General features: G+C 64.9%; 28 protein-coding genes, 2 tRNA genes and 3 pseudogenes. 20 read left to right on the top strand and 13 right to left on the bottom strand.

Annotation, left to right across the window (positions count from 1 at the left end; translation table 11 throughout):
- Nucleotides 1-516: 516 nt before the first annotated feature.
- Nucleotides 517-2,001 (bottom strand): trigger factor, encoded by a 1,485-nt coding sequence (gene tig / locus G8760_RS16460; RefSeq protein ID WP_166353076.1) that lies wholly within the window; start codon nt 1,999-2,001, stop codon nt 517-519.
- A gap of 98 nt (nt 2,002-2,099) precedes the next feature.
- Nucleotides 2,100-2,175, bottom strand: a tRNA-Pro gene (locus tag G8760_RS16455).
- Nucleotides 2,176-2,237: 62 nt separating this feature from the next.
- On the opposite strand from G8760_RS16455, the gene G8760_RS16450 reads away from it, so the two are divergent.
- Nucleotides 2,238-2,311 (top strand) — tRNA-Gly (locus G8760_RS16450).
- Between the two features lie 272 nt (nt 2,312-2,583).
- On the opposite strand, the pseudogene G8760_RS30885 reads toward G8760_RS16450, so the two are convergent.
- Nucleotides 2,584-3,582 (bottom strand): annotated as a pseudogene (locus tag G8760_RS30885) (tyrosine-type recombinase/integrase); the annotation flags it as partial.
- Nucleotides 3,582-3,785, bottom strand: a complete 204-nt coding sequence (locus G8760_RS16440) for an excisionase family DNA-binding protein (protein ID WP_166353074.1) — start codon at nt 3,783-3,785, stop codon at nt 3,582-3,584. The pseudogene G8760_RS30885 and the gene G8760_RS16440, both read right to left, overlap by 1 nt.
- Nucleotides 3,786-3,993: 208 nt before the next feature.
- On the opposite strand from G8760_RS16440, the gene G8760_RS16435 reads away from it, so the two are divergent.
- Nucleotides 3,994-4,263, top strand: coding sequence for a DUF7957 family protein (locus G8760_RS16435; protein WP_166353072.1), 270 nt, complete (start codon nt 3,994-3,996; stop codon nt 4,261-4,263).
- 334 nt (nt 4,264-4,597) lie between these two features.
- On the opposite strand, the gene G8760_RS16430 is transcribed toward G8760_RS16435, so the two are convergent.
- Nucleotides 4,598-5,020 (bottom strand): hypothetical protein, encoded by a 423-nt coding sequence (locus tag G8760_RS16430; RefSeq protein ID WP_166353070.1) that lies wholly within the window; start codon nt 5,018-5,020, stop codon nt 4,598-4,600.
- A 159-nt stretch (nt 5,021-5,179) separates the two neighbouring features.
- On the opposite strand from G8760_RS16430, the gene G8760_RS16425 reads away from it, so the two are divergent.
- The 11 genes from G8760_RS16425 to G8760_RS16375 all read left to right on the top strand — a co-directional run bounded on the left by G8760_RS16425 (nt 5,180) and on the right by G8760_RS16375 (nt 15,884).
- A complete protein-coding gene (locus G8760_RS16425; RefSeq protein WP_166353068.1) occupies nt 5,180-5,974 on the top strand; it encodes a hypothetical protein in 795 nt (264 codons plus the stop codon).
- Nucleotides 5,975-5,996: 22 nt separating this feature from the next.
- Nucleotides 5,997-6,854: a hypothetical protein gene (locus tag G8760_RS16420; RefSeq protein ID WP_166353066.1), complete on the top strand. Its 858-nt coding sequence runs from the start codon at nt 5,997-5,999 to the stop codon at nt 6,852-6,854.
- A gap of 554 nt (nt 6,855-7,408) precedes the next feature.
- On the top strand, nt 7,409-7,867 hold the full coding sequence (locus G8760_RS16415; RefSeq protein ID WP_166353064.1) for a hypothetical protein: 459 nt from the start codon (nt 7,409-7,411) through the stop codon (nt 7,865-7,867).
- An 18-nt stretch (nt 7,868-7,885) separates the two neighbouring features.
- On the top strand, nt 7,886-11,542 hold the full coding sequence (mobF, locus tag G8760_RS16410) for a MobF family relaxase (RefSeq protein WP_246222588.1): 3,657 nt from the start codon (nt 7,886-7,888) through the stop codon (nt 11,540-11,542).
- Nucleotides 11,543-12,028: 486 nt separating this feature from the next.
- Nucleotides 12,029-12,289, top strand: a complete 261-nt coding sequence (locus G8760_RS16405) for a winged helix-turn-helix domain-containing protein (protein ID WP_166353060.1) — start codon at nt 12,029-12,031, stop codon at nt 12,287-12,289.
- Between the two features lie 6 nt (nt 12,290-12,295).
- Complete coding sequence (locus G8760_RS16400) at nt 12,296-12,694, top strand: hypothetical protein (RefSeq protein ID WP_166353058.1); 399 nt, start codon at nt 12,296-12,298, stop codon at nt 12,692-12,694.
- A gap of 180 nt (nt 12,695-12,874) precedes the next feature.
- Nucleotides 12,875-13,084 (top strand): DUF433 domain-containing protein, encoded by a 210-nt coding sequence (locus G8760_RS16395; RefSeq protein ID WP_166353056.1) that lies wholly within the window; start codon nt 12,875-12,877, stop codon nt 13,082-13,084.
- A gap of 167 nt (nt 13,085-13,251) precedes the next feature.
- Entirely contained in the window at nt 13,252-14,019 is a 768-nt protein-coding gene (locus G8760_RS16390) for a hypothetical protein (RefSeq protein WP_207782428.1), read from the top strand.
- 128 nt (nt 14,020-14,147) lie between these two features.
- Nucleotides 14,148-14,816 (top strand): hypothetical protein, encoded by a 669-nt coding sequence (locus G8760_RS16385; protein ID WP_166353054.1) that lies wholly within the window; start codon nt 14,148-14,150, stop codon nt 14,814-14,816.
- A gap of 46 nt (nt 14,817-14,862) precedes the next feature.
- Nucleotides 14,863-15,165, top strand: coding sequence for a hypothetical protein (locus G8760_RS16380; RefSeq protein ID WP_166353052.1), 303 nt, complete (start codon nt 14,863-14,865; stop codon nt 15,163-15,165).
- Between the two features lie 188 nt (nt 15,166-15,353).
- The gene (locus G8760_RS16375; protein WP_166353050.1) at nt 15,354-15,884 is read left to right on the top strand and encodes a hypothetical protein; all 531 of its coding nucleotides are present in this window, start codon (nt 15,354-15,356) and stop codon (nt 15,882-15,884) included.
- Between the two features lie 92 nt (nt 15,885-15,976).
- On the opposite strand, the gene G8760_RS16370 is transcribed toward G8760_RS16375, so the two are convergent.
- The 4 genes from G8760_RS16370 to G8760_RS16355 all read right to left on the bottom strand — a co-directional run bounded on the left by G8760_RS16370 (nt 15,977) and on the right by G8760_RS16355 (nt 18,169).
- Nucleotides 15,977-16,126, bottom strand: a complete 150-nt coding sequence (locus G8760_RS16370; protein WP_166353048.1) for a helix-turn-helix domain-containing protein — start codon at nt 16,124-16,126, stop codon at nt 15,977-15,979.
- A gap of 74 nt (nt 16,127-16,200) precedes the next feature.
- On the bottom strand, nt 16,201-16,569 hold the full coding sequence (locus G8760_RS16365; RefSeq protein WP_166353046.1) for a hypothetical protein: 369 nt from the start codon (nt 16,567-16,569) through the stop codon (nt 16,201-16,203).
- 519 nt (nt 16,570-17,088) lie between these two features.
- Complete coding sequence (locus G8760_RS16360; RefSeq protein ID WP_166353044.1) at nt 17,089-17,655, bottom strand: PIN domain-containing protein; 567 nt, start codon at nt 17,653-17,655, stop codon at nt 17,089-17,091.
- Between the two features lies 1 nt (nt 17,656).
- Nucleotides 17,657-18,169, bottom strand: coding sequence for a helix-turn-helix domain-containing protein (locus tag G8760_RS16355; RefSeq protein WP_166353042.1), 513 nt, complete (start codon nt 18,167-18,169; stop codon nt 17,657-17,659).
- A 409-nt stretch (nt 18,170-18,578) separates the two neighbouring features.
- Here G8760_RS16355 and G8760_RS30600 point away from each other — a divergent pair, with 409 nt between their 5' ends.
- A complete protein-coding gene (locus G8760_RS30600; RefSeq protein WP_281355161.1) occupies nt 18,579-18,704 on the top strand; it encodes a hypothetical protein in 126 nt (41 codons plus the stop codon).
- A 240-nt stretch (nt 18,705-18,944) separates the two neighbouring features.
- On the opposite strand, the gene G8760_RS16350 is transcribed toward G8760_RS30600, so the two are convergent.
- Nucleotides 18,945-19,154: a hypothetical protein gene (locus G8760_RS16350; protein ID WP_166353039.1), complete on the bottom strand. Its 210-nt coding sequence runs from the start codon at nt 19,152-19,154 to the stop codon at nt 18,945-18,947.
- Between the two features lie 546 nt (nt 19,155-19,700).
- Between G8760_RS16350 and G8760_RS16345 the strand changes: the two genes are divergently transcribed.
- From G8760_RS16345 to G8760_RS31140, 3 genes and pseudogenes are all read left to right on the top strand, one after another.
- A complete protein-coding gene (locus G8760_RS16345; protein ID WP_166353037.1) occupies nt 19,701-19,961 on the top strand; it encodes a BrnT family toxin in 261 nt (86 codons plus the stop codon).
- Entirely contained in the window at nt 19,951-20,187 is a 237-nt protein-coding gene (gene brnA / locus G8760_RS16340; RefSeq protein ID WP_166353035.1) for a type II toxin-antitoxin system BrnA family antitoxin, read from the top strand. Before G8760_RS16345 ends, brnA begins: the two co-directional genes overlap by 11 nt.
- A 148-nt stretch (nt 20,188-20,335) precedes the next feature.
- A pseudogene (locus G8760_RS31140) lies at nt 20,336-20,674 on the top strand (hypothetical protein); the annotation flags it as partial.
- 48 nt (nt 20,675-20,722) lie between these two features.
- Here the strand turns inward: G8760_RS31140 and G8760_RS31135 are convergent.
- Nucleotides 20,723-20,890: pseudogene (locus tag G8760_RS31135) on the bottom strand (hypothetical protein); the annotation flags it as partial.
- Nucleotides 20,891-21,415: 525 nt separating this feature from the next.
- Here G8760_RS31135 and G8760_RS16335 point away from each other — a divergent pair.
- A complete protein-coding gene (locus G8760_RS16335) occupies nt 21,416-21,970 on the top strand; it encodes a DinB family protein (protein ID WP_166353033.1) in 555 nt (184 codons plus the stop codon).
- Between the two features lie 230 nt (nt 21,971-22,200).
- Here the strand turns inward: G8760_RS16335 and G8760_RS16330 are convergent, their stop codons facing one another.
- Both G8760_RS16330 and G8760_RS16325 read right to left on the bottom strand, forming a co-directional pair.
- A complete protein-coding gene (locus G8760_RS16330; RefSeq protein WP_166353031.1) occupies nt 22,201-23,673 on the bottom strand; it encodes a DHA2 family efflux MFS transporter permease subunit in 1,473 nt (490 codons plus the stop codon).
- 5 nt (nt 23,674-23,678) lie between these two features.
- Nucleotides 23,679-24,638, bottom strand: coding sequence for an NAD(P)/FAD-dependent oxidoreductase (locus tag G8760_RS16325; RefSeq protein WP_207782427.1), 960 nt, complete (start codon nt 24,636-24,638; stop codon nt 23,679-23,681).
- Between the two features lie 58 nt (nt 24,639-24,696).
- On the opposite strand from G8760_RS16325, the gene G8760_RS16320 reads away from it, so the two are divergent.
- The gene (locus G8760_RS16320; protein ID WP_166353029.1) at nt 24,697-25,170 is read left to right on the top strand and encodes a MerR family transcriptional regulator; all 474 of its coding nucleotides are present in this window, start codon (nt 24,697-24,699) and stop codon (nt 25,168-25,170) included.
- Nucleotides 25,171-25,438: 268 nt separating this feature from the next.
- The gene (locus tag G8760_RS16315; RefSeq protein WP_166353027.1) at nt 25,439-26,128 is read left to right on the top strand and encodes a DUF1028 domain-containing protein; all 690 of its coding nucleotides are present in this window, start codon (nt 25,439-25,441) and stop codon (nt 26,126-26,128) included.
- Nucleotides 26,129-26,144: the final 16 nt, after the last annotated feature.

Here is a 26,144-nt window from a genome sequence, read left to right as displayed (position 1 = left end):
CTCGAGACGTGGGTTCACCGTGCACTCCTCAAGGCTTCTCGAATGATGTCATTCGCGTTGGTCGTCAACTGTCTGGCTCGACGCTGCCCCAGCACCGGTCCGGGCGTCCCCGGTTGCGAGCAGTGGCAAGTGTCGATGCAACTGACACTAACCAACCAGACGGCGTCGACCATCCGCGGAACACCCCTGTTCGCTTACGGCGTGCGCCCACCTGCACCTGATCTCCGTTTGTGCGCCTGATCGTTACCGTAGGAGCGATCAGGTGTGCCAAGCGCAGGGACAGCGCGGTGTGCTGCATCTGATCTTGTCCTACCATGCGAACCACGGGACGATCAGATGCACGAATCAGCAGCTCGCGGCCAGTTATGCATCTGATCGTTCTTCGTCCATATCGTGAGACGAGGTCGGATGCACACTACTCGCCGCTACGCCTGATCCCCGACGCGTTTGTGCGCCTGATCGCTCCCACGGAAACGATCAGGCGCACAAACGGAGATCAGGTGCACAACGGGTGGGTCAGGAGGCGGACTTGGGGGCGTCGTCCGCGTCGGACTCGCCTTCATCGTCGCCGGTGGCGTCCTCAGCCGCAGTGGCAGCATCGTCCGCGGCAATGTCGTCAGCCGCAACGTCGTCGGCCGCGGTGTCGTCCGATGCGTCGTCGAGTTCGGCGAAATCGACAGAGGAGACGTCAGCCGTCGTCGGCACCGCGTCGTCACTCGAGCCTTCTCCGGCCAGAGTGCCGTCTTCGAGCAACCGGGCGAGTTCCACCGGACGCCCGGACGCATCGACGACGGTGGCTTTCTCGACGACCATAGCCAGCGCCTTGCCACGACGGACGTCGGACACGGCCGCGGGCAACTCCCCGCTCTCCACGAGCCGCTGCGCGAGCTGGTTCGGGTCGATCCCCCGCTGCATCGCCTGCTGCACGACGTAAGAAGTGAGCTCCTCCTGCGAGGCCTCGACCTCCTCCGCCTTGACCAACTCGTCGAGCACGAACTGCTGGACCAGGTTCTGGCGGAACTGCCCCTCGAACTCGGAGCGGTGGTCGTCATCGCCATGGCCGTCGCTGAAATGCTGCTCGACCTGTGCGGAGACGATCTCCTCCGGGACGGGAATCTCGCCGGCCTTCTCGATCAGCGCGTCCAACACCTTGGTGCGTGCCTCGGTGGCCTGCTCGATCCTCGCCGCACGCAAAACCTGCTCACGCAGGTCGGCCTTCAACTCGTCGAGGGTGTCGAATTCGCTGGCGAGCTGGGCGAACTCGTCATCGAGGTCGGGAAGTTGCTGCTCTTTCACCGCGGTGACGGTGACCTCGCAGTCGACCTCCTGGCCCTCGTGGGTACCGACCAGCTCGGTCTTGAACGACGTCGTGTCGCCCGCGGACAAACCAGTGACGGCTTCGTCGAGACCGTCCACCATTCCGCCCTGGCCGATTTGGTAGGAGACGCCGGACGCCTGCCCACCCTCAATGGGCTCACCGTCGGCGGTGGCGTTGAGGTCGATCTGGACGAAGTCACCGTCGGCGGCGGCCCGCTCGACACCGATCAACGTGCCGAACCGCGCCCGCAGCGCTTCAAGTCGCTCGTCAACCTTGGCGTCGTCGACCTCAACATCGTCGACCTGGACCTCGAGTCCTTCCCATTCCGGCAGCTCGATCTTGGGCCGGATGGCGACCTCGGCGGTGAACTTCAGGTCCTCGCCATCGTTCAGCTCGGACACGTCCAGCTCAGGCTGGCCCAGCGGCTGAAGTTCGTTCTCCTTGATGGCATCGCCGTAGAGCTTGGGAATGGCGTCGTTGATGGCCTCTTCCAGCACGACGGGTCGGCCGACGAACTGGTCGATAGCCAGCGGCGGAACCTTGCCCTTGCGGAAGCCAGGGATGTTGATCTGGCCGCTGATTCGCTTGTAAGCGGACTTGATGCTCGGCTCGAGTTCGGTGAACGGAACCTCCACCGCGAGCCGGACCCGCGTCGGGTTGAGGGTCTCGACGACGCTCTTCACGCTGACGTGTCTCCTGTGATGGGTGGCCAATTTCAGGTGGCTTATGTCACGGCCACGGAGGTGGGTCCTTAACTGGACCCACCACCGTACCCGCGGGCTGGTCGGGGCGACAGGACTCGAACCTGCGATCTCCTGCTCCCAAAGCAGGCGCGCTAGCCACTACGCTACGCCCCGCGTGCCCGGTCAAGTCTACGGCAGGAAACAAGGTAGTCTGTCCTCGCGGGCCGAAAGCCCACGCGGGTGTAGCTCAATGGCAGAGCCCCAGCCTTCCAAGCTGGTCATGCGGGTTCGATTCCCGTCACCCGCTCCAAGCACGAAAGTGCAGGTCACAAACAGATCTGGTCCTGGCCTGTGGGTCGGCCTCCTTTGCGAGGTTCGTGCGATCCACGTGCGATTAGCTCGTCGGTTCCTTTGGTTCGCGCTGCTGGCCTTGGGATCGTCGTGGCCGGTTGTCGGACCGCTCGTGGCGGTGTGTTGCTCGTCGATGGCGGCGCTCAGTCTCCGGGCGATCTCCCGGTCTCGTTCGTTGGTGGCGTGCTGGTAGATCAGGGCCGCGCGCATGCTGGCGTGCCCCATCCGGTTCATCAGCTCACGCGTCGTGGCACCGGAGAGCGCCGCGAGGTGGTTGCCGGTGTGCCTGAGGTCATGGAACCGGAAACCGTCGGGCAGGCCCGCTTTGCGCACCGAGTTCGCCCAGCGCACGCTTCGGTGCCAGTTCCCCCGCCGCAGCATCGCCCCCTTCTCCCCCGTGAACAGCAACGCGTCCGACGACGACGCGACGTAGGTGGCGAGGTGGCGCTCGAACTCGGGCACCAGGATCGGCGGCAGCGCAACAGTGCGGAAGCCCGCCGCCGACTTCGTCGGACCCGAGACGAGCTGGCCAGAATCAAGCTGCGCGAGCTTGCGCGGCACCCGGATGCTCGGCGCTGAAAGGTCGACGTCGCTGCGGCGCAGCGCGATCAGCTCACCCCAGCGGAGCCCGGTGAAGGCGGCCGCCAGGATGAGCAGTCTGAACCGCTCGGGCATATTGTCCGCCAGCGCGTACACCTGAGGTATCGACGCAACGGGCCGTTCCGGTGAGTACTCCTTGTCCGCGCTCTTGATCCGGCACGGGTTGCGCTTGATGCGGCCGTCGTCCACCGCTGTGTTCATGATCGCCCGCAAGAGCCGGTACGACTTGGCGACCCGGATCTCGCTCCTTCCCCCATTCCGCAGCTCGGCGCGCCAAGAGCGCACCACCTCGGTCGAGATCTCCGTCAGCGCACGCTGCCCGAGGAACGGCTCAATGTGCAGCCGGAACAGCGAACGGTAAATCTCCCTCGTTCGTTCGCCTATCTCGCGCTCCGCGATCCATCGAGCCGCGTACTCGCCGAACTTCACCTGCCCGAGCAGCGGGTCGATCCAGTCGCCGCGAAGTATCTCTGACTCCCGCAGCGTGAGCCAATCGTTGGCCTCGCCCTCCCGCTCGAACGTGTCTGGGGCGTAGCGGCGCTGGCCGTCGTCTCCGAGGTAGCTGGCCTGGAATCGGCCGGACGGAAGCTTGCGCACCCATCCGAACCGACGTCGGCTGTTGCGTGCCATCACGCCACAACCCCGCGCCGCGTCGTCATGCGGGGCTCGACGGTTCCCCGTTCGACGAACTCAGCGACGGCGCTCTCCGGGATACGCACGTGCCGGCCCACGTGGACGAACCGGATACGCCGTTCAGCGATCAGCCTCCTCGGAAACCTCTCAGTTGTGCCGAGCAACTCGGCTACTTCTGCCACGGACAGCAAGCGCTCCATCGTGGACGCCCCTTCTCCCGACTCCCACTTCCCCACCTGTTGGGAGCCCTTGAACCGCGCACAGTCGGTAGGTCCGCGACCTGTTGTGCCGCCGACGCCAGAACTTCCCACGTCCTGTGGGTGCCTCCGTCACGCGCACGTGGCCACCCAGGACACGGCTACACGACCGGACGCTTCGTCGTCCCAAAGGTACGGTCAGGATGGATGTATGCGGGAACGGAAATCGTTGCCGGTCCAGGGCACTGAGGACCGCATTGTCCTGTACGCCTACGAGGACTGCCCGCTTGATACTGGAAACCTAATGCGCACGCGACTCGACGGATCGATCGTCTGGGCAGCCAATCCACCAGAAGCGCAAGATGCCTGGGTGGACGTCGCATTCGAGAACGACACCCTGCTAGCGAACTACTGGTCATGCTGGCAAGTCAATCTGTCCCTAGCAACGGGTGCGGAAATCCACCGCGAGTTCACCAAGTAACTCGACCGACCGAGGCACGGCGTAGCCCTCGATGCGCACCGCCGCTGCTTCGGAGGCGCGCAGGGTGTGATGCCGAGCAGGTAGGTGAGTGCGCCGTGGTGAACGCTGATGGTGGGAGCGACCTGGAGGAACAGGATCCGTTCGAGCCGGTCCTGCCCTTGGGTGCGGGACTCGCCGGACTCATCCACGGTAACGAAATGCTGACAGAGCACCCCAACGATCACACCTCCCATGTCCTCAAAGGTGACGCATTCAGTGGCCGTGTTGCAGAAGTCACACGCCCCGCCCGGCCTTTGGCTCGACGGATGACCACGGGCGCTGGCGGGCACGATCGTCAACTGAGGCGGGTGACGCGCTTCGTGACTCGGACCCGCATTGTTGAGTCGCCACGCAGGTAGGCGGCGGAGGCACGATGATGGCCGATCACCTGGTACGTCCCATCGAACCATTCGATTGCCTCGGGCGTGTGATCTCCAACGAATGCGTCGGCTGGCACGGATGCCAAGTTCTCAACGTGCGTCTTCGACACACTTTCCTGGTAACCCCAGAGCAGATCCAGAGGAACCTCAATCTCCTTGGGTGGGCGAACCAGTTCGAGCGGCCCGCGCCGATCGTTGACGATTCTCAGGCCAAAGTGCGAAGCCGGCACGAGGTCATCCTCGCCATACATGATTACCAGTTCTCCATCTGTTGCTGTCGCAGGGTCGCCCCATCGGTAGATCGGCGCCGGCTTGATGTACCCACTGTCGTTGCTCACGGAATCATTGTCATGCACGGCTGATTCTGCCGCAGAAGTCTCCGCCGGTCGCAATCCCCAAGGAGTTCTGTCGACCGCCGATCGAGGACAATCAGTTCTCACCGACGTCATTCAAGAACATGTTAGACTGCCTGAGAACGACATCAAGGAGGCCTTGGTATGGCTGATTCAGACAACGACAAGCCGGTGACGAAAAGCCGCGGAGCGAGTTTCCCGACTCTGTCGCTTCCGGAAGCGGTGAAGGTCATCCGGGAGGCAGGCCAGTACGGCAAGCAGCACACTCCCGCAGCATTGGCCGCCTACGCAGGACACCAGTCCGCAACCAGTGGGCCTTGGAAGCAGAAGGCTGCCGCGCTGCGGGAGTGGGGCCTTATCAGCACGGTGAGCGCCGACAAGATCGCCCTCACTGACCGCGCGATTCGGATAGCACACCCCGAGTCGAGTGAAAAGGCTCAGGCCGCCCTGCTCGAGTGCTTCACGGAGGCGACCTTGTACATGAAGGTGTACAACGATCTCGCTCGAGGAGTGGAACTCAACATCACGTCGCTGAGCAGTAAGGCAATCAGCGACTATGGAATCGGAATCGCGTCCAAGGACAAGTTCGTCAACTCGTTCCTCGAAAGCGCCGCAGCAGTGGGCCTTGCAGAGCGGATCGGCACGGACAAGTTCAAGACCTTCGCGATCGACGGGACCTCCGCGCCCGGCCAAGACCCGGTCGAGGAGCCTGAAGTGCGCCGCGACCCTGTCCGTGTCGAACAGCCTCGGCCGAACGGGACCCCGGTCATGTCCCAGACCTGGCGGTTCAACACCGGCGAGTTGACCCTCAGCATCAACTCGACCGAGCCGCTACAGGCCAAGACATACACCGAGATCGCGAAGGTTGTTACCGCCATCGAGTCGCTCCTCGCCGAGCTTGGTCCCGAGGAATCAGCAGAAAATGACGTATCCCAGTAGGCCGTGGCCCTCATACCTCGACGTGATTAAGAGTCTCGGGGAGCGTCGCGGACAACTCGATGCCTCCGAAGGCTTCCTGACCGAAACCGGGTTCGCCAACGCCCACGGGTTGACCGAACTGGGCTCGGCCGTCTTCCGCGCGGTGTTCATCGAAGGTGATGAAACTGCTAAGCGGACCGCGCTGCGGAAAGGCTTGATGCGCTCGCCTCTCGTTCTGGCGATATGCCAGGCCCTGTTTGGCGTGCCGAACGCCACGAAGGCAAACGCCGAAGCGGCTCTTAGGTATCAGGCCTTGTCTGTTGGCCTGACCGATCGAACGCTCGGAACGTTGCTCACGATGATGGCCGAGGCCCAGATCATCACCTACAAGCGGGGCATCATCTACGTGCTCGACAGTCCCTTCGCTGAAGGGGAGGTCCCCCGAAGCGTCTTCATCAGCCGCGAGACGCCTTTCTCAAATGTCCTGTGGCTGACGCGGGTGCTCCGCGAGTGCGACGGACACATCTACTGGCTCGACAAGCACTTCCAGGCTTCGGGCTTCGAAGCGTTGGCCGATGCCGCCGAAGGCAGCCGGATCAATGTCATACGCATTCTGTCGCTCAAGCTCGACGGCAACTCGAGTCCCAGAGTGCGAAAGAAGTACCAAAGCCTCCAGCAAGAGCTCGCGCACAAGGGCATCGATCTGCAGTGGCGCTTCATTGATTCCAAGTTGATTCGAGACACCCACGACCGGTGGATCATTGGCGAAATCAGCGCGCGGAACGTGCCTGACGTGGGCACCATCATGTCCGGAAACCACTCAGAGATTTCACTAAGCGACCACGCTTCGAAGCTGAACCAGACCTTCGACGACTACTGGAAGCAAGGGACGCCGGTATAGGTGCGGCTCATCTCGAACGGCGGCACCTGACGACCGCGCGCAGGTTGACGACGGTCCTGCACCGTTGGCCAGCGCGAAGGGGCTCATCGACAGCCTCGCGGTTTTTCACGCCATCGGATCCAAGGCGTCTCCATCCGCGTGTCTGGTTACCTGTCGAACCGCAAGTCCGACAGCTCGCGCAACTGGTGTACATGTCAATTAGCCGGGGATCAGGGCTAGACGCGGGCTTGGAAGCTGCGTCTTAGTGGGCCGGAGTGACGCAAGTCGAGAGGCCTCGGCAACCCTGCATCAGCTGTCGCGCACTCTCGTGAACGTCCAGTCATCGGCAAGCGTGCGACTGCGGACAGACCACGGAGCGACGCACCGAGAAATCGTCTCCAGTCCGCCGAGTCCACGCTGGCAGGACACAGCTGACCATCCGGTGCAGCTCTCACCGATTCCCATACACGTCTGGCACCTCGAGCTCCGGCCGTTCGGTTGTGCGCGTTCCTGGGGCTCCCTGATTGGTAGAGGGGCGCTGTTTCAGCGCCCGGCCTACTGGCGGGAGGACTGGCATGACACCAATCCGGGATGCTGCGGATTCGATCCGCGCTGTGCTGCATGAGCGTACTGAGTGGGGCCTGTCGGAGCTATACCTGGTGCTCGGTGGCGTTGACGAGTTGACGCGTGGCCTGCGATCCCTGTCGGAACGGATTCGGCTACATGTCGAGAGCCTGGCCGCGACACCTGGGCTGCAGGTCGACGAACTGGGCGATCCGGCTGAGCCCAGCGCCTTGATGCGGGAGGCCGCCCGGTCACTGGCGGACGCCGATACCTATCTGACGCAGGCGAATCGGGAGATCGGTGTGGCGTGGTCGCGGGTGGGCCGGCTCTACGTCCCCGAGCACGCCCAACCGGTGGCACGCGCCGCGGAGACTCGTGGCGTCCAGTCGGCGCAATCGACCCTTGGCGGGATCCTCCCCGGCTCTGCGCGTCGGCCGCCACGCGGCCCGGATCTGCCGCCGAGCATGTGAGAGCAGCGCGCTGTCGTGATGTCGTTGAAGGAGCTACATGCCGGTGACGGCTACACCTACCTGCTGCGCCACGTGGTCGACGCCGAGGGCATGACCGGGACGGTGTCGCCGCTGTCGCGGTACTACGCCGAGTCGGGTAACCCACCGGGCCGGTGGCTGGGGACCGGCCTCACCGGGCTCGCCCACGGTAATGGCATCCAGGCCGGGTCAGCCGTGACAGAGGTACAGATGGAAAGACTGTTCAAACACGGCACCGACCCGGCCACCGGCGAACCCCTGGGCAGGCGGTTCGCCCAGCCGAAGTCGTGGCACGAGCGCGCAGACGCCCGCATCCGCGCACTACCCGCAGACCTGACCGGGCACGAGCGGGCGACCCGGGTGGCGGCGATCGAGGCACAGGAACGCGAGCGCCCGAGACGGCGTCCGGTGGCCGGGTTCGACTGCGTGTTCTCCCCACCGAAGTCGGTGAGCGCGTTGTGGGCGCTCGCACCCGATCAGGTGCGCGCGCAGATTGAGCACGCGCACCACGACGCGATCGCCGAGGTGCTGCGGGTGATCGAGCGCGACGTCGCCCGCACCCGCATCGGCACCAGGGGCGTCGCCCAGGTCGACACCCGCGGGATCATCGCCCCCAGCTTTGATCACTACGACTCCCGCGCCGGTGATCCACAGCTGCACACCCACGTCGTGATCGCCAACCGCGTCCAAGGCCCGGACGGGGCCTGGCGCACACTTGACTCGCGTGGGGCGTTGTTCCCGTCTGCGGTCGCGATGAGCGAGCTGTACGACACCCAGCTCGCCGACCAGCTCACCACTCGCCTCGGTGTCGGGTGGGAGCGGCGCGGCACACCACGCAAGCCGAAGAATCAGTCCTGGGAGATCACCGGCATCCCCGACGAACTGATCGCCGAGTTCTCCCAACGCGCGACGAGCATCAAAACCGCCAAGGACGATCTGATCACTGCTTACCGGCAGGCACACGGGCGCGACCCGGACGACGCCACGATCCTGCGGTTGCGGCAGCAAGCCGCCTACGCTACCCGCCCAGGCAAACAGTTCCGATCACTCACCGAGATGAGCACCGACTGGCGCGCACGCGCGACCCAGGTTCTCGGCGCAGATCCCGTCCAGTGGGCCGCATCGCTCATGGAGCAAGCGAGCCGCGCGCCGGCTACGCCGACGCGCACCGGTGCGGTCGCCGGTTTGGTGGATCGGCTCGCTACCGAAGCGCTCACCGAATTGAGCACCGAGCGCTCGACCTGGCGCACCTGGAACATCCGCGCCGCCGCCGCGCGGGCCTCCATGCCCTACCGCCTATCCACGACATCGGAGCGGGATGCGCTCATCGACGCCGTCACCCGACGGGTGACCGAACTGTCGGTGTGCATCTCCCCACCGGAACTGGCCGACACACCGAAAGTGTTCCGCCGCGCCGACGGCACCTCGGCGTTCCAGCGCTCCCACAATGACGTCTACACCAGCACGACCATCCTCACCGCCGAGGATCGCCTCCTCGCCGCGGCAGAGTCCCTTACCGCGCCCGTCGTCGACCACGTTATGCGATCGGCCGTAGCGACAGCGTCCGGTGCGCAGGCGCTGTCCGACGAGCAGCGTGCGGCTATGCGCGCGATCGCGACCAGCGGCCGAGTGGTGGATGTGCTGGTCGGCCCGGCGGGCAGCGGCAAGACCACCACCCTCGCCGCCCTGCGGGAAGTGTGGGAGGACCGGCACGGTGCCGGTTCCGTCGTCGGTCTCGCTCCGTCCGCCGCGGCCGCCGACGTGCTGCGCGACAGCCTCGGTATCGCGACCGAGAACACCGCGAAATGGCTCCACGAATCCACCGGACCCGCAGCGGAACATCGGATGCGTCGCGCCGCGCACCTACGCGAACGCCGCGCCGCCGCCCTCTCCGCCAGCAGGGCATCTGCGCCCTTCGACGCCGCACTCGCCCAGCTCAACGACGTAGCGCAGCGGTGGCGGTTCCAGGCAGGTCAGCTCGTCATCGTCGACGAGGCATCCCTGGCCGGAACCCTCACCCTCGACACGCTACGAGCACAGGTCCAGCAGGCCGGGGCGAAGCTGCTACTCGTCGGTGACCCTGCACAGCTGTCCGCCGCAGACGCAGGCGGCGCATTCGGCCTCCTGACCCACCATCTGGGTGACCGTGTTCCACAGCTGGCCGGGGTTCGGCGGTTCACCCATGCCTGGGAACGCGACGCCACCATTCGCCTCCGCCAAGGCGACACCGACGTCGTCGACACCTACATCGAGCACGGCCGGGTCCATTCCGGCGACACTGAACAGGCCGTCGACGCCGCTTACGACGCCTGGCGGGCCGACACCGCCGCAAGCCTCGCCTCGCTGCTGATCGCCGCCAACGCGTCAACCGTGCGGGACCTAAACACCCGCGCCCGCGCCGACCGGGTCACCGCCGGCGACGTCGAACCCGACGGCATCGTTCTCCATGACGACACCACCGCAGGCCGCGGCGACCGGATCGTCACCCGCCGCAACAACCGCCGCCTCGTGACCGGACCGCGCTCGTGGGTGAAGAACGGCGACCACTGGACCATCCAGCACCGCCACGACGACGGCTCCCTCACCGTCACCCGCACCACCGAAAGCAGTCGACCGGTGGTGCTCCCGGCCGAGTATGTGGCCGAGCACGTCGAACTCGGCTACGCCACCACCACCCACCGAGCCCAGGGCGCCACCGTCGACACCGCCCACACAATCGTCGACCCCATCGCAACGACACGGGAGTCGCTATATGTCGGGATGACCCGCGGACGGCACGCCAACACCGCCTACGTCATCACCGACCACGACAACGAGATCCCCGACGGGCAGATCCGCGACGCCCACGGCATCCTGGTCGACGTACTCCGACGCACAGGTGCCGAGCTGTCCGCCCACGAAACCATCGCCGCCGAGCAGGACCACGCCACCAGCATCGCCCGGCTCGCGGCCGAGTACGACACCCTCGCCCGCGAAGCCGCCACCGACCACTGGGCCGGCGCCCTCAACACGTGCCTGCTCCCCGACGCCGACCCGGCGGGGTCACCTGCCTACGCAGCGCTCGTCTCCGCGATGCGCCGCGCGGACGCCCAGGGCCTCAACCCCGCGACACTCGTGCCGCGGCTCGCCGACCGCGACGAACTCCACGCCAACGATGATCCGTTCGCCCTGCTCGGCCGTCGGCTAGAACAGGTCACCGACCATGCCGCAGCCACCGGCCGCACCCGCACGCGCAGACGCCTGATCGTCGGGCTCATCCCCGCTGCCACCCACGTCGTCGACCCCGAGATGCGCCGCGCGCTCAACGAACGGGCGGCCCTCATCGAGCACCGTGCCGCAGCGTTGGCCCAGCAAGCCGTCATCGAGCGGGCGCCCTGGCTCGCCGACCTCGGCCCTGCACCGCTGAACCTGCAGCAGCGGAAACAGTGGATGCGCTGTGTCACCACCGTCGCCGCCTACCGCGATCGTCACGACATCACCGACCCGGACGCCCTCGGCGATCAACGTCGCCGTGACGACTGGACCTACCGCAGCGACCGACGGCGCGCCGCCGAAGCACTCCACGCTGCTCAGCATGCTTCTACAGCCATGGACACGCTGGTTGGTGGAATCACCCAAGGGAGGACTCCCACCCGCATCAGCGACCCTGCCCTCTAGCACAGGCGCAGCCCCCGAAGTGGATCAGTACAGCTCCGGGGGTCCGGAGTCAGGGCTTTCGTCGCTGGCTGGGCCGATCCTGATGCCACGTCTTGATTGTCGATGCCCACCACAACGGGCCTACCGCCGGCCGGAAATCCGGGTCCGGCATCTGTCCGCGACTGAGATAGGTCCGCACCGCGTTCGGGGTGACCCCAATGTAGGCGGCAACCTCCGTAACGCTCCACATCTCGTCGTCCTCAGCCACGGCAAGCCACCCTAGTATGCTGCGTTGCGTTGTACTGCTAATCGCAGTATCGTGACTGTGCCGCCGCCTTGGACCGTCTCCACGTGATGCCGGCCGTTGGCGACGACGCGTCACAACCGAATAGGCGGGACCGCCCGGAGTTAGCAGCTCCGAACGGTCCCTTGATCCCCACCAGAACCAACCTGGAGGAGACCCGTGAGTACGCTACCCAACCATGCCCGGTTGTGCGGTGACCGGCCATGACCCACATCTCGCCCGAACCGTTCGACCCTCACACTGGCCCGCCTGGCTACGTCTACCAGAAGCTCGCCGACCACATCGGTGCACTTATCAATGCAGGTTCGTTGAAGCCCGGCACGCGACTCCCCGCCGAGGCGGAGCTGGCACGTACCTACGACGTCTCCGTCGGGACGCTGCGCCACGCCATTCGCGACCTCTGCGCACGCGGACTGGTAGTCAAGATCCCCGCCAAGGGCACCTACGTCACTGGCAGTAGGTGACCGACGATGGAACAACATACATTCACCTGCACCGCGACCCGAGATGACCGAAGCTGGTTCATCCAATGCGATCAGCACCCCGCCGCATGCACCACGGTCAGAATCCTCGCCCAAGCCGCTCCGCAGATGAAGCGGTCACTCGCCGCCAGTCTCGCCGTGCCCGAAGACCAGGTCACCGTCGACGTCCGGCCCATCCTGCCCGCGGCCGTGACCGTACACCTCAACCTCGCCAAGCAACTCCGCCGGACCGCAGCCAGCGCCAATCACGCATCAGCCGTACACACACGCACAGCCGCGCACATCCTCAACAAGAACGGACTCTCACTGCGCGACATCGGAACCGTCCTCGGAGTTTCCCATCAACGCGCCCATCAGTTGCTCAACCCGAAGAGGGGGACATCATGACGACACTTCGTTGGTTCCCGGCCTGGCCACTCGCGGCATCGCCTGGTCCAGCCTCCCGTGGTCAGGCGCTCGCCATTCGCCAAATGGGCGTGTGCGGCTGTGGTGCATCCGTGCGAGTCTGTACCTAGATTGGCGGTGCGGGCTCAGGCTCCGCGACTTGCTCAGAAGGGACGGACCCTGATGGCGTTCGATCGGATCACCGTCGAGCCGGACAAGCTCGAGGGCAAACCCTGCGTACGCGGTCTGCGCATCTCGGTCGAGACGGTCGTGCGCCTCATCGCCAGCGGATGGTCCTTCGACGAGATTCTCGAGAACTACCCCGACCTCGAACACGAAGACATCAGGCAATCCTTGGAGCATGCAGCCGCAGCAAGCAACGTGCACGTCTAGCGCCCCAACAGCCGAGATGACGCAATGGCGAAGGCGATATGATCTTGGGCCAGAGCAGATCCGGCATCCGCGCTACGTTGAGCGAGTTGACCGATGAGAATTGATCAATGATGCGGGCTTGCTTCGCCACAGCACCGAGAGACCCGGCCTGGCCCAATGAGGACTTCGTGGCCGCCACAAGTCACGCCGCACTGGTTGTTGACGGCGCGGGTACGCCCGTCGGCGCCGACACCGGCTGCGTCCACGACGTCGCCTGGTACAGCCAGGCGCTCGGGTCCGCTTTGATTCCACGCCTCGCTCACACCGGCAGATCACTCACGGATAGCCTGGCCGAGGCAATCTCAGACGTCGCTGCCCAGCACGGGCCAGATTGCGATCTCGGGCATCCTGGCAGTCCATCGGCGACCGTCACCACCGTCCGAGAGCGGGACGGCTGGCTTGAATACCTCGTCCTGGCCGACTCACCATTGGTGCTCGATCTCAGTACGGGCATCGACGTCATCTGCGACAACCGGGTAGACCTGTTCCACCAGCCCGAGCCGGCCGCGATGCGTGACCACCCAGCGGGCAGCGCCGAACACACTGCTGCGCTCCGCGAATACGTTCAGGCGTGGCGACAGCATCACAATCGGGAGGGCGGGTTCTGGTCCGCAAGCACGACGCCCGATGCCGCCGCACATGCCCTAACCGGGAGCTTCCCGCTCACCGATGTGCGTGCTGCCGCTCTGCTCAGCGATGGCGCCAGCCGCCTCGCCGACCGTTTCGGCCTCCTCACCTGGCGCCAACTCCTCGACGTGCTCGACAACGACGGCCCGGCCGCACTGATCCAGAGCACCAGAGCAGCCGAAGACAGCGACCCCAACGGGCATCGATGGCCACGAGGCAAGAGCCACGACGACGCCACAGCCATCCATTGCCGAATTGACCCCTCCTAGATCAAGGGCGGCTCGCTCCGCTCGCCTGACGGCCGTTCCGGGCGCGAGCGGGCGCACCTCTGAACGCCATTGGCCGACATCTGTGGTCTGGTCTCGCACCCGGTGGTCGAGCAAAGTATCGTCGACAGGTGGCTTATGAGTGGATCGCACCTCTAGCGACCGGCGTTGTTGGTCTCGCGGGAATCACGACGACATGGCTTGCGGGCAGGGGGCAAGCTGACCTTCAACGGAAGTTGTTTGCCCGCGAGCATCGCGAACAGCGGGCGAGAAGTATCCAAGACCGCAGAGCCTCAGTCTGTATCGAATACCTTGCTGAACTAGAGGCCCTCCTGTGGCACGCGCGCCTGAGGCTGAAGATGTTCGATAGCGCTAGATCCATTCTGCAGAAGGAATTGCGGCAGCACGTCGCGGATGAGTTTTCAATCGAGCTATCGAAAGAGTCCGCAGATAAATTGTCAGAGGAACTTGCTGAAAAAATGGAGCCAGTCCTCGCCTACGATGTAGATTCTGGCCTTGCAAAGCTAATACGACTGAACTCGGCAATTCGAATATGGGCCACGCCAGACGTAGCTACACAATCTGGAAAATGCATCGGCGACGCGATGAGTGTTGCTGCGGAGCTTCTTCGACTGGACCCCACGGGTGCGGTAGATGAGCTTAGCCGTTCTACCGAACAGCTCGCCAACGCGATATTTGTGGACCTCCATATAGAGCCCTTTGAGCCAGGAGCATCGTTAAACGAATTATTGCGGAAGTATGAAGTAGAGTCGACAGAATCGACGCGGTTGACCGAGTAAAATTCAAGGCGACGGAAGCGCCGCGAAGGCTACCGTTGCGCTCGTCGTGGTCGGCGGGCTTGCGGCCGTACCCGACGAGCCGGTCGGTGATCTTCCACTCCTCGGACTGGGTGACACGGCCGGGAAGAGCGCCCTTGGTATGGGCGGTGCGAATCTCTTCCCACAGCACGGCATGGACCTGTTTGTAGGTGGGCGCCTTGGAGACGACGAAGGCGGACCCGGGTGGGTGGACGTCGATCCACCAGCCGGCGACACGGGCGACGATGTAGGATTCTACGGCGTCGTGGCAGGAGTGGACGGCGACCTTGGGGTGGTCGCGGAGCGCGTTCACGATGGCGACCCGCTGTGACCATTGGTGCTCTTTCAACTTCACTCTGATCCACCCGGCGGGGTCCTTGGTGTGCAGGTGTGGGCGGATGCATTGGCGGAGTTCGTCTGCCAGGTGGTGACCATGATCGGCCATCTCCATCTCCGGCGGGCGGACTCCCTGACGATGCGTGTCGGACTTTGTCGGCAGGACCGCTTACCGTTGTCGCCGTGAGCAGGAAGATGAACCCCTACGGCGTCGGGCACTCCGGCAACGACTTCGTCGATAGGAGGTTGCGATGCGGCTGCTGTGAGTTGCCTTTCCAATACCGGACGCTCCGAAATCAGCCGGAGATCCGCAGGTGGTGTGATGCGTGCGTCGAACATCACCCGGTCGAGGACGAGGAAGATGCTCGAGAGCTTGCACGGCTCCGAAGCCATGAGCCGATCCTCCGCAGCTATGTGCAGGACGTTCGAGGCGTCGCTGATCGAGCGTATCGCGAACGCAGCGAGATGGAGGAACGGATGAAGTCTGCTCTGCACTCTCGTGACGGATGGTTTGAGCTGCTGGAGCAGGTGAAGGCTGAGCACCTCGAGGTCGAGCGCGGCAAGTGCCAGGGCGGGCTGGAGTATCCCTGTCCTACCGAGCGGGTCTTAAGGGGAGATCGCGGGCGATACCAGAGGCTTAGGGATGCAACCACGCGGATGAACCTGGGAGATCACTTGCTGGGCGACTATGACGATGGTGGTGAGCCGCAATGAGAGTCAACCTTCTAGTCTATGGCCGACACACGTCTCCCCGGGGTTAGGGGTCAGCCTGTTGCGTAGTGACGCGATTCGACGCGCGTGCCGCGCTACTTCGCCAGGGTTGTAGTGGGTGTGCCCCGACGGTCCTTGCCGGTGGGTATGATCTTCCCGCGGTTCTCCCATGATCGGATGGTCGTGACGCGGATCTGGAGGAACTCGGCGAGGGCGTAGGCGTCAACGCCACGGCCGGTACTCACGTCACGAATTTCCCACGCGCCGCGCCCCTGCTCGTGCTCGCGCGAGCGGGGGCGCGGCGTGGTCGCCTCACTGCTCAGCGAGCGGCCATCAGGTCCTGCCAGGACTGCCCCGGCTCGAGCGCCTGGCTTCCATCCATTCGGACACCGGCTGTGATGGTGCCGCTGCGCCGACCGTCAGTGTTGTGCGTGAAGTAACGCGGAACTCCACAGGCAGCGGCGAACTCATGCAGGTCGAGGTTTGGATCGTTGAACTTCAAGACCTGAGCCGCGACCCACATGACGTTGATTCGTACTCGTTCGGTCTGTTCCGAGTCGAGTTGCTCAGTTACGAGCCTAGAGTCGCGATCCCGCTGGTGCCCGGCTCCATCGGCACGCCACGGCGCGTCGGACCAGTCGTGATTGGCGATCTCGTCTGCGAATTGCTGTGCTAGTCGGCTCAACATAGCGGTTCCTCCTGTAGGAACTCGTGGCCATCTCCCCTAGTGGAGCGGCTCTGCGAGTACTCTATACTGCCGGACCGACAAGGTCGCGACGCCTTACCGCCTTGACATCGAGCCGTCAGGACCCCAGTCGGGGCGTTCCCAGGGTGGGGTGTCTTCAGGATTCGTGTACGCGAGTCGGACAGGCAAGCGCTCCACGAGGGAAGCATCGAAATCGTGGCGTTTGTCCCAAACTGGCGCCAAGCGGCGTGCTCTCGCCGAGTTCTCCTTTGACTGTTATGCCATACCCAGTCTTCGGCCACCATCGCCGCAAACTACTGCTTCGTCATGCCGAACAGGCGGCTAGACCGTTGTGGGTGTCGGGGAATCGGTGGGGCTGGCGATGCGCCCGTTGGCGACGTTGTTGGACCAGCTAGATGAGCGGGCATCTCTGCATTTGGCTGCCATGGCCGTGAATCACATCCTGCAGCAGACGCTCTTCGCCTGCAGCGCGGGGCACGGCGCTGTAGATGGGCTCGGAGACTATCTCTTCAGATGCTCTTGCACGGTCCGGGCAAACGTGGGCGCGGATGCTCGCGCGAGAGCCTGGAGGACGTCGTCGATCGTCAGTGGTGGACGGCGGGCGGCGGCTGCTTGGCGACGAAGGACACCGAGCACCGCGCCCGGAGCGAGGTCCAGCTGATCGAGCAGGAACTCGTCGGGTGTGAGCGCACTGAGTCCGAACTCTTCGAGGACCTTGGCTGGGAAATCCCTGACGTTGTTCGTGACGATCACCTCGGCGTGGCCCCGCAGGGCCGCGGCGACCACGTGGCGGTCATTCTCGTCAGGCAAGTTGATGCCCTCAACGAGCGGTTCCCACCCAGCGACGCATGCGTCTTCGAACGTATCGTTCATCGAATGCAACCGCGCATCCACCCGGCCAGGGTCCTCATCAGGATGGATCTCGAGAACCGCCGTTCGTACCTCGTCAAGGATCTTCTGAGACCAGACAGGCCGATACAGCTCCACCTCGGCGATTCTCAGCAAAGTGTCGGCCAGACTGATCGGCACAAGGACGCACGCGTCCAGCACGACGACGAATCTGGACACGTCAATCAGTCGGCTTCCCGCGAGCCTTGCGCAAGGCCTGGGCGTACGCCTCGGACGGAACGTCGTACAACCCGTCCTCAACAGCCTGGCGAGTCATATCATCAAGCCGAGCCCGCCGTTCCTGGCGCCGGCGATCACGGTATGCAAGGACATCGCTCAGGCGAACCCGGCGGTGCCGGCCAGGTTGCTCGTATGGGATTTCATGCTCGTCGAGCAACTTCACCAGCGTCGGACGACTGATCCCGAGAAGGTCCGCAGCCTGCTGGGTGGTCAGCCGCTGCTCCAGCGGCGCCACCGCGATGGCCTTACCCGCCTTCATCGCAGCCACAACCTGCACAAGCACCTCGTACACCTCCAGCGGAAGCGGCACCTGCTCGCCGTCAGGCCCGACGAGCCCCGCCGGCTCGTTGTGCTGCTTCAAGAAGCTGGCAAGCCGCATCATTTCCGCCATGTCTCTAGGCGGAAGCACAGTATGTTCGTCGTAGCGGGTGCCGTCCTGTACGTCCGTGTTCATAGTAGCCATCATACGGAGCAAAACGAAAAAATCGCAACAGCAGCAACTCGGAAGTGCCCTCCAAACAGCGCCAGCAAGGTCCCGTAGCTCTCTGCACCTGACTACCCTGTGCCGTGCGATCCGCGTGCGATAAGACCCGGCCAACCGCAGGGCCGAGCGGACAATCAAGGTCACTGTCCGCGCTGGTCAACGCCCCAGTACACGGCCTCGGGCCGTTCTTCCAAGCTGGTCATGCGGGTTCGATTCCCGTCACCCGCTCCAAGCACGAAAGTGCAGGTCACAAACAGATCTGGTCCTGGCCTGTGGGTCGGCCTCCTTTGCGAGGTTCGTGCGATCCACGTGCGATTAGCTCGTCGCTCTCAATGGCCCGGCCTGTTCGCCTTAGGCTCATCGCGATCCGCTGTCACAAATGCGGATTCGAGGACATGCCGACGGGAATCTGCCCGTCGATGTGCTCATCTCCATGACGGCCGAGCCCATGCGTATCGTGGCGGCCGTGCCGATACTCAGCCGCAGCCGCCAACACCAACTCTGACGCCATGATCGCCACCCAAACGCTGTCCGACATCCGGGCGTGCTCAGCAGCCTGAGGGCTCATTCGCCATCCGAGGATTGGCCGCAGCCGGAGCGGCCGGTGCGGCGCGAAGCTCTTCATGAAGACGGGCGAGCCAACGGATGGCGGCACTGATGGCGGGCCAAGTGGTCATGCTCGTGCCGCCGCCTGACCGGGTGTGGACCGTCTGGGGAATCCGCCCAGCCCCGGCCGCGGAGACACTCACGCACCGCCTGCACTGCGGCCAGCCGATCCGCCTTGCCCCGACTCCGGTGCGACCCGAACGACCAAGGTGCCTTGGTCGGCAGAGACCTGCAGGTTGAGATTGAAGTTCCCGCCGAGGTCGCGCACGAAGGTGACGTCGTTCAGCAGGTACTCGTGGCGGACCAAGTTCAGCCACTCCCCAGTCGCCGCCGCCCGCACCCCGCTCACAGCTTCATCTTCGCGGTCCGTCGAAGCCGGGCAACTTGGATTCCCCGTGGCCCGCATGGCGGGCAAGGATGGCTCGCACGCCCGCCTAACAAGCTCAGAGGCAGACCGTGCTACTCGACCTCGTAGTCTCAGCCGTGGCCATCAGCCGGCAGCGTGGCAGTGTCGCGGGCATCGGTTCGATCGTGGCCGACGTCGGGCCTTGCCCCGTGGCGCCCATGCGTGGAGTCGTATCCGCGGGGTGTCTTCCGCGACCTGGCAAGCGTGTACGCCACCAATTCAAGGGTCCTTTCGGAGGCTTCCACCTTGGTGAAATCCGGGCCAGAGCCAAACGCCGTGGCCATCTGTGGCGTGCTGGGAGACATCGTGGCGTCGGTGCTGGCGCACCCATCCGCTTCATCAGCTCCAGGGGTTGCGATCCCGGACGAGCACGCCACGAGATCATCGCCGACGTGACCGTCACACTCATCCCGAAGAGCAATGCTCCACGATGTCCTCTCCTAACTTAGGCCCTTCCCGGTATAGTTTCTATACCGGGAAGGGCCTAATATGGATTCTGAGTATGATCCCGACAAGAGTGCAGCGAACCAGAAGAAACACGGCATCGACTTCACCGATGCACAGCGGCTCTGGCTGGACCCGCTACGCGTCGAGGTTCCCGCACGAACACAAGACGAGCCGCGCTGGCTAGTGATCGGCCAGATCGACAACAAGCACTGGTCTGCCGTGATCACCTACAGACAGCAGAGAATCCGACTCATCTCGGTCCGGCGCGCTCGTGAGGAAGAGGTGGCCATCTATGAGAGCTGAAGAGTTCGACGCCAGGTTCGACCGCGGCGAAGACATCACCGAGGCCCTGGACCTGTCCAAGGCACACCGTCCCGGAGAAGAACAACGCCGCGTCAACGTCGACTTCCCCACCTGGATGATCGCCTCCCTAGACCGAGAAGCACGAAGACTGGGCGTCACCCGCCAGTCCATCATCAAGGTGTGGATCGCCGAGCGCCTCGAACAACAGAGGGGCACGGCCGCGTAGCGACACGCGTACCAGTAATCCCTATGCGTCGTGCGATTTGCGTGCGACAACACCCGGCCAAACGCGGGCCCGCACGGACAATCACGGTCACTGTCCACGCTGATCAACGGCGCAACACACACGTCCGGGCCGTTCTTCCAAGCTGGTCATGCGGGTTCGATTCCCGTCACCCGCTCCACGCACGAAAGTGCAGGTCACAAACAGATCTGGCCCTGGCCTGCGGGTCGGCCTCCTTTGCGATGTTCGTGAGCTTCGTGCGATTACCTCGTCGGGCTCTCTGGCCGGGTTGCTCGCCTGCGGCTCGTCGCGATCCGAGCTGGAACCTGTTGGCGTGTACTCTCGCCGACGGGCGAAGAATGAGGTCATGGAGTTGCCCGCGGACAGTTATGTGCACAGCGAGTGGTCTTGGGACACTCCGGGCGGCTCGATGGAGCGGACCTGCGCACGGGCTGCCGAGCTGGGTCTTCCGGCCGTGGCACTCACCGACCACATGGACTTCACGGCCTGGAGAGTTGCCGCCAGCGACCTCGATGGGGTTGAGCTGTTCCAACAACGGGGTCTTACCCGCCTGGCGAGGTCCATTGACAATGACAACCCGCGTATACCTCCCCGCCTCCCGAAGCTCGGCCAACAGGCGCCGTTCAATCAGCTCGTTCCCGCTATCATCCAGCGTCACGCAGCAACCCTCTCGCCGACACGTCATCCCTGACTTGCCGACGATAGAGCCCATGATTTGCCGACTACACAACCACCGATCTGCCGACCGAGTCGTCTATGTTTGTCGATCAAATGAACCTGGCACCCCACCCGAAGAGCAACAACCGTGGTGGTCGCCGGAACGCGGGTGGCCCTGAGACACACCAGGCAGTAGGGGGCGGGCCGTCGCACTGGACTCGTGGCGTCCCCGCGCGGCCGAGCTGTTCGCAGGGAGATGGAGGCGCCGTGAGCCAGGACCTAGACTTCGAGGACCATGCAACGGATCGCTAGCGCAGACTCCTGTTCCTGCTCACTCCCGGCGACAAACGAGTGGCGTCGGGGGAGCCTCCGGTCCTCCAGTTGGTCTTGCCCTGGCCGTTGGGGCCGATGAGCGCAGTGACGCCGCTGTCGAGTAGGTCTTCGACCTCGCCGACACGCCGGCGGCATATCACTGGGTCAGCCGGGCCGCCGATCCCCGACCATTACGACCATCCCGGCCGACCCGCCGAAACCACCGAGCCTTGGAGCTGACATGGCTGACTTGACCGCACCCGACGTCGTCACCCGCGACGTACTCGCGATCTTCGAACGCGTGCGATCCCGGCTGTTTAAGCGCCTCGAGGGCCTGACCGACGCCGAGTACCTGTGGGAGCCGGTGGGCGACAGCCTGAGCATCCGCCCCGGTGACGACGGCGTCTTCCGCGTCGACGAGCTGATTCCGAAGTCTGTCCCGGGCGTGCCGGACCCCGTCACGACGATCGCCTGGCGCATCTGGCACATCGGCAACCTCTGCCTGCGCGGCTACGTGATCTATTTTTTCGAGGACGTCCCCGAACTCGGCGACCGCGACGCGTGGCCGGGCACCGCGAAAGAGGGCGTCCAGGCGCTCGCCGAGGACTGGGAGCGCTTCACCTCCCGCATCGCAGCCCTCGGCGACAAGCGCCTGCTGGAGCCGATGGGCCTAGGCCCCGACCGTTGGGGCGGCGAAACCTACCTGAAGCTCGCGCTGCACGCTCTGGACGAGGTCGCGCATCACGGCGGCGAGATCGCCCTGCTGCGCGACCTGTACCTGCGCGAAGCGCGCTAACGCGCCATCCGCCAGCGCTACACCACTCTATGGGGCCCTACTGGGGTGCTTGGTGCGCTGAACGCTCGCTGGAAACCGGCATCTGGCCCGATCCAGCGAGGACTCACCGCACCAAGCCGCTTGCTGCCCACCATGACAGCGCCGCACGCAGAGAGTCCCTGCAGGCTGACGGTGGAGGGTTGTACTCGCTATAACAAGGAGAACCCTCCACCGTCGCGGCGAAACCTCAACTAGGCAGAGCCGTCAGGGCGGGGCGCCTCGCCGGAGTTGTCGGTAGCTTCTGTCTCCCGCTGGTCCACCGTTCGGGGAAGTGCGGCCATGAGTACCACGAGCACCACGGCCAGCGGAATACCCCAGGCCAGGACCTGCGGGATGGCGAGTGCGGTGGCCTCCGGACCTCCTTCGCCGCCTTCCAACTGACGCACCAGCAGGCTGCCGAACACTGCCGCACCGAGGGCGAGCCCTAGGCCGCGGACGTACACCACCGCGGAGCTCGCCGCCGCGAGGTCCTTCGCCGAGCTGGCGTTCTGGGCGATCACCACGAGGTTCTGCATGAGCAGTCCGAATCCGGCACCCATGACTACCAGCACCAACGCGACCACGACATAGGACATGCTGGGGTCGAGAAGGCCAAGCAAGGCGAACGCCAGGGTCACAACGAGTGCGCCGCTCACCAAGTAGCGCCGGAACCGGCCGCTAGTGCCCAGCCTGGGGCCGGCCAGGAAGGAAACCGCCATAAAGGTGAGCACATACGGATTGAGTGCCAGGCCGGCGACAGTCGCGCCCATGCCGTACGCGGTCTGGAGGTACGTAGGTAGGTAGACGATCGACCCGCCGAGCAAAGCTCCAAGGACGGCGGTGGCTGGGAGGGTGATCCGCAGGGTTGGGTTGGTGAACAACGCCAACGGAAGCAGCGGTGCGGCCGCCCGACGTTCCCACCACACGAACAGCGCCAGGAGCAGGAGTGCGATGCCGGCCAGCCCGATGATCGGGCCGGAACCCCACGCATAAGTGCGCCCGCCCCACTCCGCCACCAGCAGCGCACTCACGGTGGCAGCGACGATCAGGCCGGCACCGGCGAAGTCGATCCTTTCCTTGCTGGCGGGTGTCGGCACCCGGAGTGCGAGTGCGACGAGCACCATGCTGAGCAGCCCGAGTGGCAGATTGATGTAGAAGATCCATCGCCACCCCACCAGGTCGGTGATCGCGCCACCCGCCAGCGGGCCCAGAACAGTCGCGACAGCGAAGACTGCGCCGGTGGCACCTTGGATTCTGCTGCGCAGGTGTTGCGGGTAGATCTCGGACAGGGCGATGGTGGGCAGCACGAACAGCGCACCGGCACCGATACCCTGCAGGCTCCGGGCCGCGATCAACTGAACCATGCTCTGCGCGGCACCACTGAGTGCCGAGGCCACGATGAAGATCGCGATGGCCGTGATGAAGACGGCGCGCCTGCCGAACCGGTCGCTGAGCCGCCCGTAGAACACGGCGGTCGCGGCCGAACCGAGCAGGTACGACGTGATCACCCAGCCGATCCCGTCCAAACCACCCAGGTCGGCCGCGATGTCGGGTAGGGCGATGGCGACCACGGTCTGATCCAAGGCAGACAACAGCATGCCGAGGAGCAGACCGACGGTGGCCAGCGGCACGTTTCTCGTTATCGCCGACCCGCCTGGCGCCGGGTGTGTGGTTGTTTCGGCCACGTCCCTCACCGCTCCGCCAGAGCGAAGGGGTTGGCCAGATCGAATTCGTCGCTGAGGAGGTCCTGGTCGATCACGCTGCCCGCGACGGTGCCGCTGGCCGCAGCCGCGACCACCGCGGCCATCGCCAGGGGCACGGTGGATCGATGAGCCATGTCGCCGGCCGCATATATCCCCGGGACGCTCGTCTGACCGTACTCATTGACCTCCACACAACCGTCTGGGAGAACCGCACACCCAAGCTCCTCGGCCAGCGGAGAAGCTTGGTATGCGACGTTCTGCACGAAGACGGCGTCCCTGGCCAGCGCCGGGCCGTCGGTGAACTCGATCCGTTCCAGCACTCCGTCCCGGCCGACCAGCCCCGCCAGCGGCGCCTCGTTCACCGCAAGGCCCTGCGCCTCAAGTACCGCGCGCGTTTCAGGATCTAGTTGCGCTCCGTCGGTGCAGAGAACGACGTCGCTGGCGAACCGGCTCAGCTGAAGCGCGAGTCGGATGCGGGCCGGCTCAGATCCGACGACCGCAACGGGTTTGCCAGTGCACTCATAGCCGTGGCAGTAGGGACAGTGGAACGCGGAACGGCCCCAGAGATCCGCAGCTCCCGGAAGCCCGGAGACGTCGTCGGTCAATCCGGTCGCCAGGAGGATCCGGCGCGCCCCTAGGACGGCACCGTCGGCGAGTTCGACCTGAAACCCATGGCCGGCGTTGCCGACCACCTTCTCGACGACTGCCCCGTCCCTCATCTGCACCGTCGGGTAGGCGGCCAGCTCCGCCCGGCCGAGCCGGCGCAGTTCTTCCGGCGGGGTCCCGTCACGTGTCCAGAAGTTGTGCGCCTGCCCTGTGGGTGCGTTCCGGCCGTGCCCGGCGTCGAGCAACACGGTGGAGCGGTGGACCCGGGCCAGCGTCAGCGCGGCCGACATCCCGGCCGGTCCGCCGCCGACGATGACCGCGTCGTAGATGGGGTTGTTCATGGAGGTGCCTCCAGGGTCGTGGCTTGACATCGAGGCAAGTCTGATTGTTAATGTCAACATGAAGTCAAGCGCGGAACTCCAGATCGGCGACCTCGCGGCCCAATTCGGCCTCGGCACCCACGTGCTGCGCCACTGGGAAGCGATGGGCCTGTTGGCGCCGGCCCAGCGGGTCAACGGACGTCGGCGCTACACCCAAAGCCACGCCATCCGGGTCATGACCATCCTCCGGGCGAAATCGGCCGGGATGAGCCTTGAGCAGATCCGGGACATCTTGGTCGCCGCCAACGACCAGCCCAAACGCCACGAGCTCCTCGAGGCACACCACGCGGAGCTCGAGCGTCGGCTGGCGGCGCTGTCCGAGTCGAAGACCCTGGTGGAGCATCTGATGGAGTGCACCGCCGACGACTACGCCCAGTGTCCGGGATACCGGGAGCTGGCCGAGCGCGTCATGGCGGGGAACACACCGCCCTCTGACGACGACTGCGTCCTCGAGGAACACGAGCGCCCAACCCGCCGCCAACAGCGAAGTTGATCTCTCGTGTGCGCGGGCCACTCCGTGGGCGAAGTGAGTGTAATGTTCGTTCGGTAGGTGCGGTTCGGTGGAGCCTCCGTGATGTCGCTGCGGAGCTGACCCGGCAGCCGCAGGCACCTCAGCAGCCGTAGGTCCCGGCAGCCCCAATAGCCGGAGCCGGCCGGCACGAATGTGATTCCCCCGGATGGGTACCGGGAGGGGCGTAGCCCACGCCAAATACCACCGCTTCGCCGCTTATGCCGGGGGACCGGTCCATGGGGGTGCCAGAATGACGTTCTCACTCGTAGCTCGGTGTCGACGGACCGGCCAACTGGGCGTCGGTGCGTTGACCGCGATGATGGGCATCGGCAAACTCGCCACACACGCCCGCGCCGGCGTTGGTGCCATCGCCACGCAGGCGACGATGAATCCCTACCTCGGTTTCGACGGCCTCCGGCTGCTCGACCAAGGGGTTGCGCCGGATGACGCTCTGCGCGAGTTGATCGACGCCGACCCAGGGCGCGACGTGCGTCAGACCGGGTTCATCGATCACCAGGGCCGCACGGCCGCGTGGTCAGGGGCGCTGACCCCCGACTGGTCTGGTCATGCCGAGGCCGACGACGTCGTCGCGCAAGGAAACCGCCTCGTGGGAAAAGAGACCCTCGACGCAGCGCTGGCGGCGTTCACCAGTCAGGATCAGCTACCACTCGCCGAAAGACTGCTCGTGGCGTTGGAAGCTGGCGAAGCGACCGGAGCGGACACGAAGGGTACGTTGTCCGGCACCATCTACGTCGTCGATACCGAGGAATATCCGCTGTGGGACTTACGCGTCGACCACGCGACCGATCCGGCCAAGGAATTGCGACGCGTCTTCCTTGAGTCGAGTGCACAACTACTGCCCCAGGTCTTGGCGCTGCCAACCCGGGAGAATCCACTCGGTGCGGCCACCCGGCGAGCCCTAGGCCACCAGAGTTCATGAGACGTCGCGCCACGGG

Source organism: Phytoactinopolyspora limicola (genome assembly GCF_011320225.1).
GTDB lineage: Bacteria > Actinomycetota > Actinomycetes > Jiangellales > Jiangellaceae > Phytoactinopolyspora > Phytoactinopolyspora limicola.
Note: the sequence above shows the minus strand (reverse complement) of the source record. Positions and strands in the feature narration are given on the sequence as shown.

Bases quoted from the DNA above. Each gene is read 5' to 3' on its own strand.
- G8760_RS16325 (WP_207782427.1), bottom strand. From the start codon at position 24,638: ATGAACAACCCCATCTACGACGCGGTCATCGTCGGCGGCGGACCGGCC.
- G8760_RS16395 (WP_166353056.1), top strand. From the start codon at position 12,875: ATGGCGTTCGATCGGATCACCGTCGAGCCGGACAAGCTCGAGGGCAAA.
- G8760_RS16425 (WP_166353068.1), top strand. From the start codon at position 5,180: ATGGCTGATTCAGACAACGACAAGCCGGTGACGAAAAGCCGCGGAGCG.
- G8760_RS16400 (WP_166353058.1), top strand. From the start codon at position 12,296: ATGGAACAACATACATTCACCTGCACCGCGACCCGAGATGACCGAAGC.
- G8760_RS16355 (WP_166353042.1), bottom strand. From the start codon at position 18,169: ATGAACACGGACGTACAGGACGGCACCCGCTACGACGAACATACTGTG.
- G8760_RS16440 (WP_166353074.1), bottom strand. From the start codon at position 3,785: ATGGAGCGCTTGCTGTCCGTGGCAGAAGTAGCCGAGTTGCTCGGCACA.
- G8760_RS16405 (WP_166353060.1), top strand. From the start codon at position 12,029: ATGACCCACATCTCGCCCGAACCGTTCGACCCTCACACTGGCCCGCCT.
- G8760_RS16345 (WP_166353037.1), top strand. From the start codon at position 19,701: ATGGATTCTGAGTATGATCCCGACAAGAGTGCAGCGAACCAGAAGAAA.
- G8760_RS16335 (WP_166353033.1), top strand. From the start codon at position 21,416: ATGGCTGACTTGACCGCACCCGACGTCGTCACCCGCGACGTACTCGCG.
- G8760_RS16365 (WP_166353046.1), bottom strand. From the start codon at position 16,569: ATGTTGAGCCGACTAGCACAGCAATTCGCAGACGAGATCGCCAATCAC.
- mobF (WP_246222588.1), top strand. From the start codon at position 7,886: ATGTCGTTGAAGGAGCTACATGCCGGTGACGGCTACACCTACCTGCTG.
- G8760_RS16315 (WP_166353027.1), top strand. From the start codon at position 25,439: ATGACGTTCTCACTCGTAGCTCGGTGTCGACGGACCGGCCAACTGGGC.
- G8760_RS30600 (WP_281355161.1), top strand. From the start codon at position 18,579: ATGCGGATTCGAGGACATGCCGACGGGAATCTGCCCGTCGATGTGCTC.
- G8760_RS16435 (WP_166353072.1), top strand. From the start codon at position 3,994: ATGCGGGAACGGAAATCGTTGCCGGTCCAGGGCACTGAGGACCGCATT.
- brnA (WP_166353035.1), top strand. From the start codon at position 19,951: ATGAGAGCTGAAGAGTTCGACGCCAGGTTCGACCGCGGCGAAGACATC.
- G8760_RS16320 (WP_166353029.1), top strand. From the start codon at position 24,697: ATGAAGTCAAGCGCGGAACTCCAGATCGGCGACCTCGCGGCCCAATTC.
- G8760_RS16415 (WP_166353064.1), top strand. From the start codon at position 7,409: ATGACACCAATCCGGGATGCTGCGGATTCGATCCGCGCTGTGCTGCAT.